At 64.7% G+C, this 16,095-nt stretch carries 11 protein-coding genes; 4 read left to right on the top strand and 7 right to left on the bottom strand.

All coding sequences use genetic code 11. The features are described 5' to 3' along the window. The first annotated feature begins 390 nt into the window (after positions 1-390). Entirely contained in the window at positions 391-1,572 is a 1,182-nt protein-coding gene (locus tag H0X95_RS13525; protein ID WP_012493286.1) for a polysaccharide biosynthesis/export family protein, read from the top strand. Between the two features lie 240 nt (positions 1,573-1,812). Here H0X95_RS13525 and H0X95_RS13520 read toward each other — a convergent pair whose 3' ends face one another. Both H0X95_RS13520 and H0X95_RS13515 read right to left on the bottom strand, forming a co-directional pair. After that, complete coding sequence (locus H0X95_RS13520; RefSeq protein WP_059723291.1) at positions 1,813-4,203, bottom strand: hypothetical protein; 2,391 nt, start codon at positions 4,201-4,203, stop codon at positions 1,813-1,815. Positions 4,204-4,278: 75 nt separating this feature from the next. Continuing rightward, positions 4,279-6,708: a right-handed parallel beta-helix repeat-containing protein gene (locus H0X95_RS13515; RefSeq protein ID WP_059723289.1), complete on the bottom strand. Its 2,430-nt coding sequence runs from the start codon at positions 6,706-6,708 to the stop codon at positions 4,279-4,281. Between the two features lie 581 nt (positions 6,709-7,289). On the opposite strand from H0X95_RS13515, the gene H0X95_RS13510 reads away from it, so the two are divergent. Then, complete coding sequence (locus tag H0X95_RS13510; protein WP_006492957.1) at positions 7,290-9,491, top strand: glycoside hydrolase family 3 C-terminal domain-containing protein; 2,202 nt, start codon at positions 7,290-7,292, stop codon at positions 9,489-9,491. Positions 9,492-9,573: 82 nt separating this feature from the next. Here H0X95_RS13510 and H0X95_RS36175 read toward each other — a convergent pair whose 3' ends face one another. Next, positions 9,574-9,696: a hypothetical protein gene (locus tag H0X95_RS36175; protein WP_012493285.1), complete on the bottom strand. Its 123-nt coding sequence runs from the start codon at positions 9,694-9,696 to the stop codon at positions 9,574-9,576. Further along, positions 9,696-10,274: a DUF4865 family protein gene (locus tag H0X95_RS13505; RefSeq protein WP_006490749.1), complete on the bottom strand. Its 579-nt coding sequence runs from the start codon at positions 10,272-10,274 to the stop codon at positions 9,696-9,698. The genes H0X95_RS36175 and H0X95_RS13505 overlap by 1 nt, the downstream gene beginning before the upstream one ends. A gap of 130 nt (positions 10,275-10,404) precedes the next feature. On the opposite strand from H0X95_RS13505, the gene H0X95_RS13500 reads away from it, so the two are divergent. Together H0X95_RS13500 and H0X95_RS13495 are read left to right on the top strand one after the other, a co-directional pair. Then, positions 10,405-11,262, top strand: coding sequence for a LysR family transcriptional regulator (locus tag H0X95_RS13500; RefSeq protein WP_012493284.1), 858 nt, complete (start codon positions 10,405-10,407; stop codon positions 11,260-11,262). 203 nt (positions 11,263-11,465) lie between these two features. Continuing rightward, a complete protein-coding gene (locus H0X95_RS13495; RefSeq protein ID WP_006490745.1) occupies positions 11,466-12,053 on the top strand; it encodes an IMPACT family protein in 588 nt (195 codons plus the stop codon). Positions 12,054-12,361: 308 nt separating this feature from the next. Here the strand turns inward: H0X95_RS13495 and ppk2 are convergent, their stop codons facing one another. From ppk2 to H0X95_RS13480, 3 genes are all read right to left on the bottom strand, one after another. Further along, entirely contained in the window at positions 12,362-13,312 is a 951-nt protein-coding gene (gene ppk2, locus H0X95_RS13490) for a polyphosphate kinase 2 (protein WP_006490762.1), read from the bottom strand. Between the two features lie 88 nt (positions 13,313-13,400). After that, the gene (locus H0X95_RS13485) at positions 13,401-14,795 is read right to left on the bottom strand and encodes an OmpW/AlkL family protein (RefSeq protein WP_059723286.1); all 1,395 of its coding nucleotides are present in this window, start codon (positions 14,793-14,795) and stop codon (positions 13,401-13,403) included. Positions 14,796-14,799: 4 nt separating this feature from the next. Continuing rightward, positions 14,800-16,095 (bottom strand): HlyD family efflux transporter periplasmic adaptor subunit, encoded by a 1,296-nt coding sequence (locus H0X95_RS13480; protein WP_059723283.1) that lies wholly within the window; start codon positions 16,093-16,095, stop codon positions 14,800-14,802.

Here is a 16,095-nt window from a genome sequence, read left to right as displayed (position 1 = left end):
GTACGACGTCGAGGAGCGGTTCGACACAACGTGCCCGGCCTCCCTGAACTCATTCGCTCGACAAGGTTTGGCCCTGTTTTTGGCCCACGTCAGCCACGCATCTCGAGCGGCCAATATGTCCTGCCATCCGCGGCTTGGTGAACTAACGCACATCCTTTTTTCCGTGGTTCATCCAACATGATCCATGCGGGAATCAATCTCGGGTCGGCCGGCTCACCCGACAGCATGCGATGACGTCGAGGCGTCCGACAGTCGGTTGATCGGGACGGCCAGCATATGGGCAGGGGGATGAACGCCCGCCATGTCTGTCGCCGGCGGCCCGGAAAACGGCGAGTATCCACGCATGTGCGTCGCATCAATGTTTCTCGTTTAACCATGCTGAATGACGACATGAGCAACCACCAACGATTCGACACGTCAGTGCCGGACCAGAACAACCCGACAGGACGCCGAATGCGCGCTGCCCTTTACCTGGCGATTTCCGCCCTGCTTTCCGCCTGTGCCTTTGCGCCGGGCCAGCACATGGCATCCTCGCCTGCATTGCCGGTCACGACTGACGAGAACGGTGACGTGACCAGCGACATGAAGGTTCCGGTCAAGCAGATCGACCTGACGCTGATCGGGCTGATTCGTGCGCAGCAGAAGAGCCACTCCGCGTTGCCCGTTCCGGACAATCTGCTCGGCAAGCCGAGCAGCTACAAGCTCGGTCCTGGCGACGTATTGCAGATCACCGTGTGGGATCACCCCGAATTCGCTACCGCCGCCGGCCAGCCGACGCCGAACACCAAGTCCTCCGACGCCGCGCCTGGTTTCGTGATCGATGGCGACGGTAACGTGCAGTTTCCATACATGACGCGACCGATCCACGTGGCAGGAAAAACTGCGGCGCAGGTTCAGCGGGAAGTCAGTGCCGAGCTCAGGAAGGTATTCGTGAAGCCACAGGTGACCGTTCGCGTGGCGTCGTTCCGCGCGGAGCAGGTGTATGTGGATGGTGAAGTGCGCGCACCCGGTTCGCAGGCGATCAACGACATTCCGATGACCCTCGTCGAAGCGGTCAATCGTGCCGGCGGCTTTGCACCGACCGCGGATCAAAGTCGTGTAACGATTACGCGCAATGGAACGACGTATCCGGTGAATGTCGCGCGGATGATGCAAACGGGCAAAAACCCCGCCGCCATCATGCTGCAGCCAGGCGACCTGCTCCACGTGAGTGCACGCGAAGACAACCCCGTCTACGTGATGGGTGAGGTGAACAAACCGCTGGCCGTGCCGCCGCAACGTGACGGTTCGCTCACGCTGAACGAAGCACTCGCACAGGCAGGCCAACTGAACCAGCAGACGTCGAATGCCAAACAGGTCTTCGTACTGCGCAAGGCAGACGACAGCGATCCCGTGGTCTATCGACTCGACATGAAGTCGCCGGTTTCGATGCTGCTCGCGAACCAGTTCCCGCTCGCGTCGAAGGACATCGTCTATGTCGACAATACCGGGCTCGTCCGGGCCAGCCGCGTGTTGAATCTGCTGCTGCCGGCGATCAGCGCGGGTTTGACGGGCGCACTGATCACCAAGTGAGTCCGCGTGTCGGCCTCGGGCAAGCCGGCGTGCGAGCCGGACCTACACCACCCGGTGATGCACGCCGCTTCATTCATCCGGGCGGGAATACGCCGCGACCTCGCGTGAGCGACACGATGCGTGTCGCCATACGATGCACGATCAACGAGACGACTCCCCGCCCGGACTTTCAGCGCCCGAACGGCGTGACGTACGCGGGTGGCCGCTACGTTCTCAATAGGCCATCACGCCCTCGGATTGCTAACCACCACACCACTTGTTCAGCGTCGCGTCGAACGTAAAGGTCAGGACCTGCCCGCTCGCCATGACGACGTTTCCCCCCGTCGTCGTCTGGATGTTCGCGTTGTTCGCGATCGTGCAGTTGCCGTTGGTCGCGATGATCCTGACCGACTGGCCGTCGATCCCGCCGACCAGGTTGGTCAGCATCGTCGGCGACGCATAGTTCGCCGTCAGTTTGCTGATGCCGGTCACGCCGGGCGTCGAACTGGTGCCGACGAAGCCGTTGGACCAAACCGCCAGCGCATTGCCCGCGCTGTCGGCCGTCGGCACCCCGTAGCTGTAACGGACCAGCCCGGTCGCATTTTCGACGTGGAATTGCCACGGCCACATCTGCAGCAGGCGCCCGCTGGCCCACGCGCTGTTGACGGCGCGTCCGTAGCGGTCCTCGGGAATATATTTGTAGCGCCCGGAAACCCCGTTGCCTTGCGACGCATCGACACATATCTTCGAAAAGTATTCGCCGGCAGGAATGTACGCCGTACTGGATGAAGACGGCGTAAACGTATAGGTGTCGGTTCCGGCCGTGACGCTTCCGGAACGCGCGATCGTGCCCGTGATGCCGAAAATGGTCGCCAGCGTCGTGTCGCCGGTCCCGTTGACTGCATTCACCGGCATGAAGATCGACAGGTTCGGCGTCGTACCGAACGACCAGCCCGGAATCGCGACGGCGCCCGTCCCCGTCAACACCAGCGCCGAGGTGACCTGCTGAAACACGCTGTCGGTCTCGCAATCGATTCTCAGGTTGTACGGACTCTCGGTGGAAATGAATACCGCCTCGGCGCATCCGAAATAATTCCTGAACCTGATCGTGTTGTAGCCGATGTTCCCGATCGTCACCCCCTTCACCGTCTTCGGAAATGCGAAGGTAAATTCATTGTCCGTGGGATAGACATTGAAATTCGGGTTCGGCAGAATCTCCGCCGCGTAGTCGTTACGTGCGCTCAATGGGAAGTTGATGTCGAACAGGCAGTTGGTGACTTGCCCGATGACGCTGAACATCCGCCCGCCGCTCAGCCCCATCGTGGTCATCCGGTCGTGCAGCACGATGTTTCTCGCTTGGATTCCGTACAGCGAAACACCGGTATTCGACGTGCGCCGGTCCTGCACGGCCAGTGCGGTACCGTAACTGAAGATGATGTCGATATTGTTCAGGTTGAACAGGTTCGATGAATCGGACGTAGGGGCAGCCGGGCTGTCATCGAGGTAGATGCCGAAACTGGGCGTATTCGTCGACAGGTCGCCGCAGTGTCTGATCTTCATCGTGTTCAGATTGACTTCGCGCACGGTGGCGCGTGCTTGCGTCGATCCGCTGCCGGTGTCCATCCACAGCACGCCGCCGCCGCGAAAATACAGACAGTTCACGTGAGCGACGTCGAGCCAGTCCACGTTGCCCTGCAACACCAGCCCATGTTGCAGCGATGCGCATGCGCGATTGCCCTGAAGGGTAAAGTCGCGCAGGACGCACCCGGCGAGGACGGCCATGTTGGACGTCCATGACACGTTGCCGGTTTGCGGCAAATCCGTCGCTTCATTGTTGAAGCCCGCGTTCAATACCGTCAGGCATTGGCCGCTGACCCCCGCGCCGAACTGGATGATCGAGGTGCGGGCCGAATGCCCGAACACGGCGATCGGCTTCGTGATCGGGGGAAGCGCGAGGCTGGAATAGTAGACCCCGGCAGGCAGGTCGCCTTTGACGGGCCAGATGGTCATCAGGTAGTTCAACCAGGCCGTCAGGGCCGGGCCGTCGTCACTGCCATAGACCACATTCGCCCCTGTCGACGACGCATTGGCCGCTTTCGCGAGCGTGACCTGCGTTGCGCTGACGAACGCCGCGATCGTGGTGGAAACGACCAGCGTTGCAACGCCGCTGGCGTTCGTCGTCGCAATGTCGATACGCTTGCCGATGTCCGCCGCGGTGAACGCCGCCGAGGCCGACGAAAACGCGGTGGACCCCGATGTCGTGACGCCATCGTTGACGATCCTGGTGTTCCCCTTCGCACCAAAATATTTGGCGCTGACCGGCAGATTGGCCGGAAGCGCTGCCGGTAAATCCATCCATACCTGGGTGGTACCTGCGGCAAGATTGACGACCGCACCGCCATTGCTCGACGCCAGCACGGTGGTGCGCGACAGCGTGTTCGCGCTGGCGTTGTATGTGCCGATGCCGATCTCCCAGCTCCCGCTCGGGACACCGGTACCCGTTACGGCTTGCAGCCCGTAATAGAACGTATCGGCATTGGCGCACACGGACGAAAATGTGCGGAATCCCGTCATTGCACCGGCAAGGGACAACGCCCCCGTACCTGTGGACGTGGTCGTTTCCTGAACGCGATCCTTGAGCTGGAATGCCATACCGATCCTGAGAGTGTGGTTGACAGATTCGTTTGATACCTGCTGGTCGCCTGAATGCCGGAACGGCGCCGTGCGTTACTGGCCCAGCCGCGGAATCATCGTGACAGCGGGCGCAACGCTATAGGTGACCGTCATCGCGTCGCCGGGCTTGAGATCGATCATCCCGTTCGTCAGTCCGCACGCATAGGCAGCCTGCCCGTTTCGGGACACGCCGATCGACGACACGGTGCCTCCGGCGACCGACAGGCTGACCGCGCTCGGGTAGGTGTTCGCGAACGTCCATGGCGAAGCCCCCACCGCCTGCACAACCGGCGTCAGTTGCACACCGAAGCCGACGAAACCGTTTTGCGCGATGTTGTCTTCGCTCCACGACGTGCAGGCCCATGAGCTCGACGAGATCAGCGCATCGATCGCGCGTGGATAGTTGACCGGCTGGGCCATGTAGTTTCCGCGCAACTTGAGCGATGCGCCGGCCGCGAGCGCGCCGACCGTGACGAGGCGGGCGAAGCCGTTGCAGCAGCCGATGTTTTCACCGGTATTGCCGCTGACTTCGGTGAACGACGTACAGGATCCGTCCACGTAGATTGCGTCCTTTGCAATGCCGGAGAATTGATTCTTCGAGACGATGCACCCTCGCGTGTTGTACAGCGCGATGCCGGAAACGGCGCTCAGTCCGCCAGTGCCGGTGAACGTGATCGATGTGCCGCTGGCGATTCCGCTGCCCGTGACATTGTTCGACAGCGTCACGGTCGGACCATTTCCGTTACCGGAAACCGACGTCACGTACGTGCCGACCGGGATATTCGTTGCGGTGACACCTTGTCCCACCGCGCAGCCGCGTGCCGACGGATACGGCGTGAACGTCAGCGTGTTGGTTCCCGCCGCGGCAGCAGCCGATGTCGTGATCGTTTGGGACGTCATGCAAACCATCGGGGTAAAGACGATCGAAGCACCGCTCGCCACGGTGCCGGTCGTCGCCTTGCTCAGCGTGACCACACTCCCCGTCACGCCGGTCACGAAGGTGCCGGCCGCGATGTTGGTCCCGCTGACGCCCTGTCCGATCGACACGCCTGTCGTTTCGTCTCCGGGCGCGCCGAAACCGTAGTTGTCGTTGTAGGGCACCCCCGTCGTCGTGGCAAACGTCAACGATGTCGCGCCGCTCGCGGCCGACGCGGTAGTCTTGATCGTCGCGCCGAACAACCCGACCCCGGCGAAGATCACGGTTCCGCCGCTCGGCACTGTCGCATTCTGCTCGAGCGTGACCGTCGACGCGCCCGCCGCCATGACCGTACCGATCGGCACGCTGGTCGACCCGTTGAAATACCAGGCCGCCATGCCGACCGCGACACCCGGGGTATTGGCAAAGTTCAGCGTCGCGGCGCCCGACGTCGCGGCGATCGTCGTCAACGGGAATCCGTTCTTGTTGTTCGGATCCCATGCATTGGTGATCGTGTTCTGCGAGATGTTGACGTGGATGTTGCTTCCGCTCGGCTGCCACAGCCCGATCGGCGACCCCGCTGCATTCTTGATCGTGTTGTTGACGATCGTGATGTTCGAATTGTTGAAGCCTGCCGTCGCGGTCACGACCAATGCGCCATAGCCGAGCGGTCCATTGGGCGCATTGACTATCGCGCCGATGTTGGATTGAACGCCGCACGTATCCAGGAGGTTGTTCGCGACCGTCACATTGTCGTTGCCGTACGACTGATACACGCTCGTCAGTTCCGACGCGACATAAATACCGGCCGCCATCGGGTTGTAGATCTGGTTGTCGGCCACGGTGATGTCCTGAGCCCCGACGATCGCGATGCCGCGTGCGTATTTGGTGCCTACCACCCGGTTATTGGCGATCGTGATCCGGCGAGGCCGGACGCCCTCATTGAAGTAACCGACCACCGCGAATGCGTCGTCGCCGCCGTTGATCACTTCATTGTTCGTAATCGTGATATCCGCGCTGGCCTTGGTTACATGAATGCCGTCATGCCAGATGTCGAGCAGCGTATTGCCGAACACCTTGCCGTTGACGCAACTGCGCATCAGCGCGCCGCCACCGGCCGCATTGTTGAACTTGCACCCCGAGATTTCGAACTGGCTGCAGTCCCGCAAGTTGATCGAGCCGGCGTTCTCGTCCGGGTAATACGCGGTCGCATTCGCTGAAAAGAATTGCAGATTGCGGATGTTGAAATGACTGGCGCCGCTCCAGTAAATCGCCGAATTCTGGCCTTGCGATGTCGTGCATTGCAGAATCGAGTCCCACCCTGCGCCGACGATCGACGCCGCTGCCTTCAGCGTATTGCCGTACAGGTAAGTCCCCGGCGGGAAATACAGCGGAATCCCCGCGTTGAGCGCCACCTGAAGCGCCGCCGTGTCGTCGGTCACGCCGTCACCCTTGACGCCGAACCGCCTCACGCTCATCGGAAGATCGACCAGTTCCTGCAGAAGCGGGCGGGCCGTGAGGCCGGCCGAGGTACCCACAACGTATGTAGCCGGAAATTCTGCTGTCATTCAAACGCTCCATATCGTCGCAATTCAATCGCGATCCAAACAAGTCGGCAATCAACGGGAATGAGCGCGCACGGTCGTTCATACACGCCCGCGCCAGAATAGAAGCGGCGAATTCGACGCACAGTGCGTGAAATGACCCAAGTCTCCGTTCGATGCGCATGCAACGAATCGATCTGCGCCCCGCCGACTTACCCGCAAAACCGCTTTCCGCCCAGTACTTCTTACCCGATCACACAGCCTCGATCGGGAACGATGACCGCCTCCTCACGCCACCTCGCGTGACTACGAAATAAAGATCGCACGTATCGGTAGAAACACCGATGCTGTAGTCAAACTACATTCATACCATTAGTCGCAGCAGAGAATCGCTACATCCGATTCGACAATGCCGGGCGGCCTGCGCGTCGCCGCCCGCATTGACCGGTCGAGCCCAACCGGCCGTAACGATTCCCCGCCTGGCCTGGCATGCCGACGCGCAACCACCCTGCATCGCCAGCCGAATGCGTCCGGTGCGAATCCACCGGACGTGCGCAGCTCCAGACATCATCCGAACAACCGGCAATACGATCATGGAGAGCAACATGCGGGACACCCTCTGGCCGGCCGTCGTGCTGGCAGCGACCCTCTGCACCACCGCCTACGCCGGCGACGCCGATTTCAATGCGCAGGGCGACGCCACCGACGCGTTCGCATCGGTGGCCGCGCAACGGCGCGCCGATCTGCTCGTGCGCAAGATGACGCTCGACGAGAAACTCCAGTTCATTCATTCGCAATACGAAATGTCGAAGGTGCCGGGCGGCGGCGCCGGGTACATCCAGGGCGTGCCGCGGCTCGGCATTCCCGATCTGAACATGGTCGATTCGGCCACCGGCTCCGGCAGCACGTCGCAGGCCAGCACGACGTTCCCGGCGACGATCGCGGTTGCCGCCAGCTGGGATCGGCGGCTGTCGTACGACTTCGGCAAGCAGGTCGCGATCCAGTTGCGCGCGCAAGGATTCGGCATGGGGCTCGGCGGCGGCACCAATCTCGCGCGCGAGCCGCGCGGCGGCCGCCTGTTCGAGTATCTCGGCGAGGATCCGTTGCTCGCCGGCGATCTGCTCGCCGAACGCACGCTCGCCACGCAGCGGCAGAAAGTCATTGCGACGATCAAGCACTACGCGGGCAACGAGCAGGAGCACGGCCGGATGGGCGGCAATACGCAGATCGACGAACGCACGCTGCGCGAGCTGTACCTGCTGCCGTTCGAGATCGCCGCGAAGCGCGGCCGGCCCGGCAGCGTGATGTGCAGCTACAACCGCCTGAACGGCGCCTATGCGTGCGAGAACCCTCACCTGCTGAACGACGTGCTGAAGAACGAATGGGGCTTCCAGGGCCAGGTGCAGTCCGACTGGGGCGCCACGCACAGCACCGCCGCCGCGATCAACGCCGGGCTCGACGAGGAAGAAGACGTCGGGCCGAGCGTGTACCTGACGCCGGCAGCCGTCAAGCAGGCGATCGCGAACGGCTCGGTGTCGACCGCGCGCCTCGACGACATGGTGCGCCGCAAGCTCGCGGTGATGATCCGCGTCGGCGTGATGGACGATCCGGCCAAAGGCGGCGGCACGATCGATTTCGCGGCCGGCAACCGGTTCGCGCAGGCGGCTTCCGAGCAGTCGATCGTGCTGCTGAAGAACGACGGCAACCAGTTGCCGCTCGTCGCGTCGGCGCTGTCGCGTATCGCCGTGATCGGCGGCCATGCGGATGCGGCCGTGCTGTCCGGCGGCGGCTCGGGCAACACGCGCGATCCCGTAACGGGTTCGTTCGCAGGCTGCGGCGGCCTGACGTTCGGGTCGTCGACCGGGTGCAGCTGGTGGCGCAATCCGTGGCTCAAGGTCGACGTGCCGATCGTCGCGGCGATCCGCGCGCTGGCGCCGGCCGCGCAGGTCACGTATGCGGGCAACAGCGACCAGCAGTCGCCGTTCCGCGCGTACACGCAGCAGGAGATCGACCAGGCCGCAGCGCTCGCCGGCCGCTCGGACGTCGCGATCGTCGTGGTCGCGCAGCCGGCTGGCGAGGATTTCGGCGACCTGCAAAGCCTGAGCCTCGCGAACCCGTCGAACCAGGATGCGCTCGTCGAAGCCGTCGCGCGTGCGAATCCGCATACGATCGTCGTCGTCCAGAGCGGCAATCCGGTACTGATGCCGTGGAAGGACAACGTGTCGGCCATCGTCGAGGCATGGTATCCGGGCGAAGCCGGCGGCAAGGCGATCGCGAACGTGCTGTTCGGCGCGGTCAACCCGTCCGGCAAGCTGCCCGTGACCTTCCCGGCGCGCGATCAGGATTCGCCGACGTGGGGGCAAAACGGCGCGTTCGAGACCGACCCGGTGTACGCGGAAAAGCTGAACATGGGCTACCGCTGGTATGACGCGCGCAACATCAAGCCGATGTTCGAGTTCGGCTACGGCCTGTCGTATACGCACTTCGCGTATTCGGGACTGTCGGTGTCGAAGCAATGGGATGGCTCGCTGAGCGTCGCGTTTACCGTGCGCAACGACGGGCGCGTGGCCGGCGCGGAAATACCGCAGGTCTATCTCGGCGTGCCGTACAAGGACGAGCCGCCCAAGCGGCTGGTCGGCTGGGAGAAGATCCGGCTGAATCCGGGCGAGGCACGGCGTGTGCACATAACCGTGTCGCCGCGGATGCAAAGCGTCTGGGATACGTCGCGCAACGGCTGGCGGGTCGTGTCGGGCGGAACCGTGTATGTCGGCGCGTCGTCGCGCGATATCCGCTTGCAAAGCCACTGAGCGAGCGACGAAGAAGCGGCCGGGGGCGCCGTGCATCGCATGCGCGGCGCCCCCGCATCAACCGTCTCTGCACTGCAACGCGTTACCTGAACAGCAGCGCCAGCACCGTCGCGAGCGCCGCGATCGCGACGATGCCCGCCACCACGCCCGCCAGATGCGCGGCAATCACCACCCCTGCCGGCAGTCGCGACGCGATGCCGGCCATCACGCGCCGCCCGCTTCCAGCGTGTCGAGCAACGGTCTCGCCAGATGCAGGACCTGGTACATCGTGCCCGCGCCGCCGTCGTCCGGTTCATGTTCGGTCACGAGCGCACGCGTCAGCCGCCAGCGCAGCGGATCGAGACTGACGGCCGCCGCGACCACGCCCGGCCGTGCCGCCGCTTCGCGATTGCGTGCGATCTCTCGCGCCAGGACCGCATCGAGATCGGCGTCCGCCGGAATCTCGATCGTCTCCAGACGCGCGAAACGTCCCGTCGACGCACTGCCCTTGCGCGCGTCGAGCGCAATCTGCGTGTCGATCGGCGCGCGGCCGAAGCTGTCCGTGACGACCCGATAGCGGCCGTCCGTCACGAACCGCGCGAACGCCTGCTCGTTGCGCCACAGGTAAAACGACGCGTAGCCGTTTTCCGTCGCGCCATGGCGGCCGGCCTCACGCAGCAGGAAGCCCTTGAACAGCAGGTCGGGCGTGTCGTCCCATAGCCGGCCGCGCTCGCGCACGCGATCGCGGATGATGTCGAGATCGTAGTCCGCCGGCAGGCGGTGCACGTAGTACGCGGTCAACATGATCGACTCCTGGCGAAAGAAACGGACGGCATTCCGGACGGCATGAACGCAGCGTAGAAGACCTTGAATCATTTGAAAAGGAGATGGCAGAATATTTCAATGATTCGATTCTGAAATGGACGAGGGTGTGATGAAAACGCTCGACATCGAAGCCGTGCAGGCATTCGTGCTGACCGCCGACCTCAAGAGCTTCACGCGGGCCGCGGAAGTGCTGGACACGACGCAGTCCGCGGTGAGCCTGAAGATCAAGCGGCTGGAAGACGGGCTCGGCCGCCGCCTGCTGGAACGCACGCCGCGGCAGGTTCGCCTGTCGGCCGACGGCACCGCGTTCCTGGAGCCGGCGCGCGAACTGGTGGCCGCTCACCACGGAGCAATCAGCGCGTTCGGCACGAGCCAGCGGCGGCTGGTGATCGGTGTCAGCCACCATGTCGTCGGCGCCGACCTGCCGATGCTGCTGCGGCGGATGAGCGAAGCGGAGCCGGCGCTCGTGCTGGAGATTCGCGTCGCCGCATCGCGCGACGTGCTCGACGCGTTCGACCGCGGCCAGCTCGACGCGGCCGTCGCGCTGCAACACGACAGCCGGCGGCTCGACGGCGAAACCATCCTGTCGGAGTCGTTCGGCTGGATGGCGGCGGCCGATTTCGAGTACCGTCCGCCGCAACCGCTGCGGCTCGCGACGCAGGCCGAACCGTGCAGCGTGCGCCGCATGGCGGTCGACGCGCTGGATCAGGCCGGGGTCGCGTGGACGGAGGTCTTTGTCGGCGGCGGCGTGGCGACGATCGGCGCGGCGGTGTCCGCGGGGCTGGCCGTCGCGGCGCTCGGGCATCGCGTGGCGCCCGCCGGCACCGTGGACGTGGGGATGCGTTACGGGCTGCCGCCGTTGCCGACGCGCGACGTGGTGCTCTACTCGAGCCTGACCGATGCGCGCGCCCGGCAGGCGCTACGCACGCTGGGCGCGGCGCTCCGGTCGTCGGTCGGCGTGCGCTGATGCGATGCCTGCCCTGCATGGTCTTCGGTGACGAATCCCGTACCGGCCAACGCGTCCATCGACGCCGCGTATGCCTGGCACGGTAAAATCGTGCCTTCGCCCTCCGTTCATGCAGACGATATCCATCCGTCCGCGGGCCAACGCCAAAAGCATCGACACATCATCATCGCCTTGATTTCCCACCATTTTCCGCGTCGCGACGCATGAGTTACTCGCTCGCCACCACCTACATCCGCGAACTCGAAATCCGCAAGAGCCGTTTCATCGCGTACGCGGTTCCCGTCGAGGATCGCGATGCCGCGATGCAGGTACTGCAACGCCTGCGCGACGAACATCCGGCGGCCACCCACGTGTGCTGGGCGCTGCTGGCGGGCGGCCAGTCGGGTATGTCGGACGACGGCGAGCCGTCGGGCACGGCGGGCCGGCCGATCCTCGAAGTGCTGCGCCATCACGACCTCGACGGCGTGCTCGGCGCGGTCGTGCGTTACTACGGCGGCGTGAAACTCGGCGCGGGCGGGCTGGTGCGTGCGTACACGGATGCGATCGCGTCGGCGCTGCTCGATGCCGAGCGCGTCGAGCGCATTCGGTACACGCGGCTCGCGATCGAGATCGGCTACCCGGAAGAGGCGCGCGTGCGCCGCTGGATCGAACAGGCGGGTTACGCGCTGGTGGACAGCGCGTACGGAATGACGGTGAAGCTCGTGATCAAGCTGCCCGAAACCGCCGAAGCCGCGGCAAGAGTCGAACTGTTCGACCTGACGCAGGGGCGCTCGGGCTTTCCGGAGATGTGAGCCGCTGCGGCGACAAGCCCGCGCGGCGCACGCTCCACTTTTTACAAGGTCTCTCAGGTTCCGGCTACCGCCTGGGACCCTCGGCGCGACTGGTTTTTCCTCAGTGCGCCGGAATCGCACCGTTTCAACGGTGTCGACGCATATCGGCGCGAACATGACGGTACGCTTTCGCGACCGTCAATCCGACATCTTGAAAGACTGTCAAACCTGTCGCACCGCATCGCCCGCCATCGACCGGAACGCCTCAAAAAAACGCGCCGCATCATGCGGCGCGCTTCGTCACATCGCGTGTCGACCGGCTCGAACGGTCAATAAACGTCCGGCACGATCATGTTGTCCGGCACCGGCCGGCGAATGTAATCCTCGTGATGTTCGCGCTGCGGCAGATCGATCGTCGGACGCGGCACCTCGTGATACGGCACCTGGCCGAGCAGATGGTGAATGCAGTTCAGCCGCGCGCGCTTCTTGTCGACCGCCTGCACGACCCACCACGGCGCCTCGGGAATATGCGTGCGCTGCAGCATCTCTTCCTTCGCGGCCGTATAAGCCTCCCAGCGGCGGCGGCTTTCGAGATCCATCGGGCTCAGCTTCCACTGCTTCAGCGGATCCTCGATGCGGCTCTGGAAGCGCAGTTCCTGCTCGTGATCGGTGATCGAGAACCAGTACTTGACGATCTGGATCCCGCTGCGCACCAGCATCTTCTCGAACTCGGGCACCGACCGGAAAAATTCCTCGTACTCGTCGTCGGTGCAGAAATTCATCACGCGCTCGACGCCCGCGCGGTTGTACCAGCTGCGGTCGAACAGCACGATCTCGCCGCCCGCCGGCAGATGCGCGACATAGCGCTGGAAGTACCACTGCGTACGCTCGCGGTTGTTCGGCGCGGGCAGCGCGGCGACCCGGCACACGCGCGGGTTCAGGCGCTGCGTGATGCGCTTGATCGCACCGCCCTTGCCGGCCGCGTCGCGCCCTTCGAAAATGACGACGAGCCGATGCCCGGTGTGCACGACCCAGTCCTGCAGCTTCACGAGCTCGCCCTGCAAGCGGAACAGCTCGCGGAAATATTCCTTGCGCGCTTCGCGGCGCTCGGGCGAGAACAGCAGGTCCTCACCGTCGTCGAAGCGGCGGTCGTCGAGCTCCATCTCGAGCTCTTCATCGTAGGCGTCGACGAGATCCTCCTCGAAACGGCGCTGGCGCGCTTCCATCGAGCTCGTATCGGTGCGGTTGTCGGTCTCGGTGCGGGTATCGTTGTCGCCCATGGGGCCTCCTTCCATCATTGACGCAGCCAAACCCCACCATTATCCCAGCGTCGCGCGTCAAATTCATGAAAATGGGCGGCCATGCCCGTCAGAAGCGGAAGTTCAGCAGCACGGTGGCCAGCACCGGATTCGCCGAAATATCGAACGTATTCGACGCAAGCGTGCGATTCGGCTGGCTGATGTCGAGCGTGATCCTGGTGCGCAGCGGGATGTAGGTCACCATCCCGGTGATCCAGAACCGGCGCGTGATCTGGTAGCCGGCGCCGACGGTGAACACCGGCTCCCACACGCTCTTCACCTTCGCCGATACGTTGGTCCGCCCCGACAGCAGCAGGTCGCCGCCGGCATCCCAGATCCGCTGGAACAACGCCGGATCGAGCAGCAGCGACTGCAGGCTGCCGATGTCCGCGCCCGCCGCGAGCAGGCCGCCGAGCGACGCCAGCTTGCGCTGGAACACCGGGTTCAGGTTCGTGTTCGTGAAGCGCGTGTAGCTGATGCCGAGGCCCGCGAACGGGCGGAACCGATCGTCGCGCTCGCCGAGGTAGTACTTGAACACGACCGAGCCGAGCCAGGCCCGCGTGGTCGCGAGCGGGTTGCTTTGCGTGTTCGCGAGATCGATCAGCGGAAAGCGGCCGTGCACGCCGGCAAAGATGCGGTCGAGCGGCAGCGCGATGCTGCCGTGCCCGCGCAGCGTCAGCACCGGCGGAATGCCGGCGCCGAGTTCGGCCGCCCAGTGCTCGGAGACGAAATGCGTGAACGTGAACGCCAGCGTGTTCGTATTGCTGAGCGACAGGCTCGAACCCGCGTTCTGGAAACTGTTCAGCCCGAGCGCGTCGGTATGCGTCGTCACGGGCGTCGAGCGGCCGGTCGTCCCGACGAAGTGCCAGCCGAGACCGACCATGTTGCGGTCGTCGCCCATCAGTTGCTCGAGCAAGGGCGGCGCCTGCGCGGCCGGCAGATCGGGCAGCCGCGATGGATCGACCGGATGCAGTTCGTACGGCATCCGGTCGGCATGGACGACGCCGCGCGCCGCTGCATCGTCGGCCGGCGCATCGTGCGTGGCGGCCGGATCGCAGCCGCCGCCGGCACCGGTGTCGTCGAAACCGATGCCGTCCGCGCCGTCGTCGCCCGCGGCCGCGCAGGCGCGCGCGGCTGCGCCGGTTCGCTGCCCGAGCGTGATCTTGCGGGCGGTCAGCGGGACGGTATCGGGTTGCCGTCCGTCGCTCGACGATGGGTTGCGTGCGCCGCGCGCCGGCTCCGCATTGGTCGTCCATGCGTGCGCATCGAAGCCGTCCGCATCGCCGCCCGGCCAGAATCCGATCCCGTCGGCGCCGGCCTGCCAGCGCGATGCAGCGTCGCCGTCGGGCTGCGGTGCGGCGTGCGCGGCGGTCGCGCACGCGACCAGCGTCGCACCGAGCCAGCGCGACAGCGGGCGCACGGTGCCCGGCCGCGCGCGGCGGCGGCGTGTGTCGCGATTCCCCATCGGCTCAGGCCGGCACGCCGAACAGGCGCTGGCGAATCCGGTACAGCGGCTCGAACAGCCATTCGAGCAGGCTGCGCCGCTCCAGCACGATGTCCGCCTTCAGCATCATCCCGGCCCGCAACGACAGCGGCCGCCCGTCGAACGACGGCGTGCGCTCGGCGAGTTCGACCCAGGTCTTGAAGTAGGTCTGCGGCGCGGCCGCATCGCCCGGCAGGTTCAGCTCCTTCGCCGAGAACGCGACGGGCGAGATCGACAGCACCTTGCCGCGATACGTACCGAACTTCTCGACCGGATAGCTTGCGTACGCAACCTTCACCGCCTGCCCCTTCTTCACGAAGCCGGCCTTCGACGACGGAATGTAGACCTCGGCGATCAGCCCGTCGGCCTTTGCCGGCAGGATCTCGACGACGCGCGTGCCGGGCGGGTCGATCACGCTGCCCTGCACGACGTCGAGCCGCACGATCTGCCCGTCGGCCGGCGCGTACAGCACCTGGTTCACGTTCTCGTCGATGTTGTATTCCTTCGCGTTCAGCTCCTCCTGCTTGATCTTCAGCTCCGCGTTCGCGCCGTCGTACTTGCTCTGCATCGTGTCGAGGTCGCCGCGCAGCTTCATCGCGTTCTTCGCGAGTTCGGCGCGGCGCAGCAGCAGGTCCTGGTACGCCTGCCCGGCCTGCAGGTATTGCGTGTTGACCTGGTTGTACTGTTCGAGCGTCACCACCTGTTCGTCGAGCAGCTGCTTCACGCGTGCGCGCCGTTCGCCGTATTCGTCGACGATGCGCTTCTGGTCCTGGATCTGCCGGTCGATCAGCCCGCGGCTCTCGCCCTGCGCGGCGATCTGCTGGTTGATCTGCTGCACCGACGACCGGTATTCGAGCCGCGCCGCATCAATCTGCTGCGTCACCTCGATGCGCTGCCGGTCGAGCGCCGCGCGCATCCCCTGCACGTTGTTCGCCTGGCTGACGAAGCTCGTGTCGCGCGTCACCGCGAGCAGCCGCTGGCCGGCCTTCACGTGCTGATCCTTGCCGACGTAGACCTCGCGTACCGCCCAGCCCGGCGGCGCACCGACGCCGATCAGCCCGGAGCGCGGCGTCAGCATCCCCGACACGCTCTCGGTGTTCGCGTAGCTCAGCTCGACCAGCGCGGTCACGAACATCGCGAACATCGCCAGCGACAGGTAGCAGAAGAACCGCATCGACACCGGCACGTCGACGACGCCGTGAATCACGGTGCCGAAGGTCGTGCCGCGCGCGAGCTTGCGCGACGGCTTCTGTTCTCGGAGGGCGGAATTCCAGGTCGGCAT

This window comes from Burkholderia sp. 9779_493, from assembly GCF_015712215.1.
GTDB lineage: Bacteria > Pseudomonadota > Gammaproteobacteria > Burkholderiales > Burkholderiaceae > Burkholderia > Burkholderia cenocepacia.
This window is presented reverse-complemented; position numbering and strand designations above follow the sequence as displayed.

Excerpts from the sequence above, each read along its gene's own strand:
- H0X95_RS13525 (WP_012493286.1), top strand. The coding sequence starts at position 391 with ATGAGCAACCACCAACGATTCGACACGTCAGTGCCGGACCAGAACAAC.
- H0X95_RS13520 (WP_059723291.1), bottom strand. The coding sequence starts at position 4,203 with ATGGCATTCCAGCTCAAGGATCGCGTTCAGGAAACGACCACGTCCACA.
- H0X95_RS13515 (WP_059723289.1), bottom strand. The coding sequence starts at position 6,708 with ATGACAGCAGAATTTCCGGCTACATACGTTGTGGGTACCTCGGCCGGC.
- H0X95_RS13510 (WP_006492957.1), top strand. The coding sequence starts at position 7,290 with ATGCGGGACACCCTCTGGCCGGCCGTCGTGCTGGCAGCGACCCTCTGC.
- H0X95_RS36175 (WP_012493285.1), bottom strand. The coding sequence starts at position 9,696 with ATGGCCGGCATCGCGTCGCGACTGCCGGCAGGGGTGGTGATTGCCGCG.
- H0X95_RS13505 (WP_006490749.1), bottom strand. The coding sequence starts at position 10,274 with ATGTTGACCGCGTACTACGTGCACCGCCTGCCGGCGGACTACGATCTC.
- H0X95_RS13500 (WP_012493284.1), top strand. The coding sequence starts at position 10,405 with ATGAAAACGCTCGACATCGAAGCCGTGCAGGCATTCGTGCTGACCGCC.
- H0X95_RS13495 (WP_006490745.1), top strand. The coding sequence starts at position 11,466 with ATGAGTTACTCGCTCGCCACCACCTACATCCGCGAACTCGAAATCCGC.
- ppk2 (WP_006490762.1), bottom strand. The coding sequence starts at position 13,312 with ATGGGCGACAACGATACCCGCACCGAGACCGACAACCGCACCGATACG.
- H0X95_RS13485 (WP_059723286.1), bottom strand. The coding sequence starts at position 14,795 with ATGGGGAATCGCGACACACGCCGCCGCCGCGCGCGGCCGGGCACCGTG.
- H0X95_RS13480 (WP_059723283.1), bottom strand. The coding sequence starts at position 16,095 with ATGCCGACCTGGAATTCCGCCCTCCGAGAACAGAAGCCGTCGCGCAAG.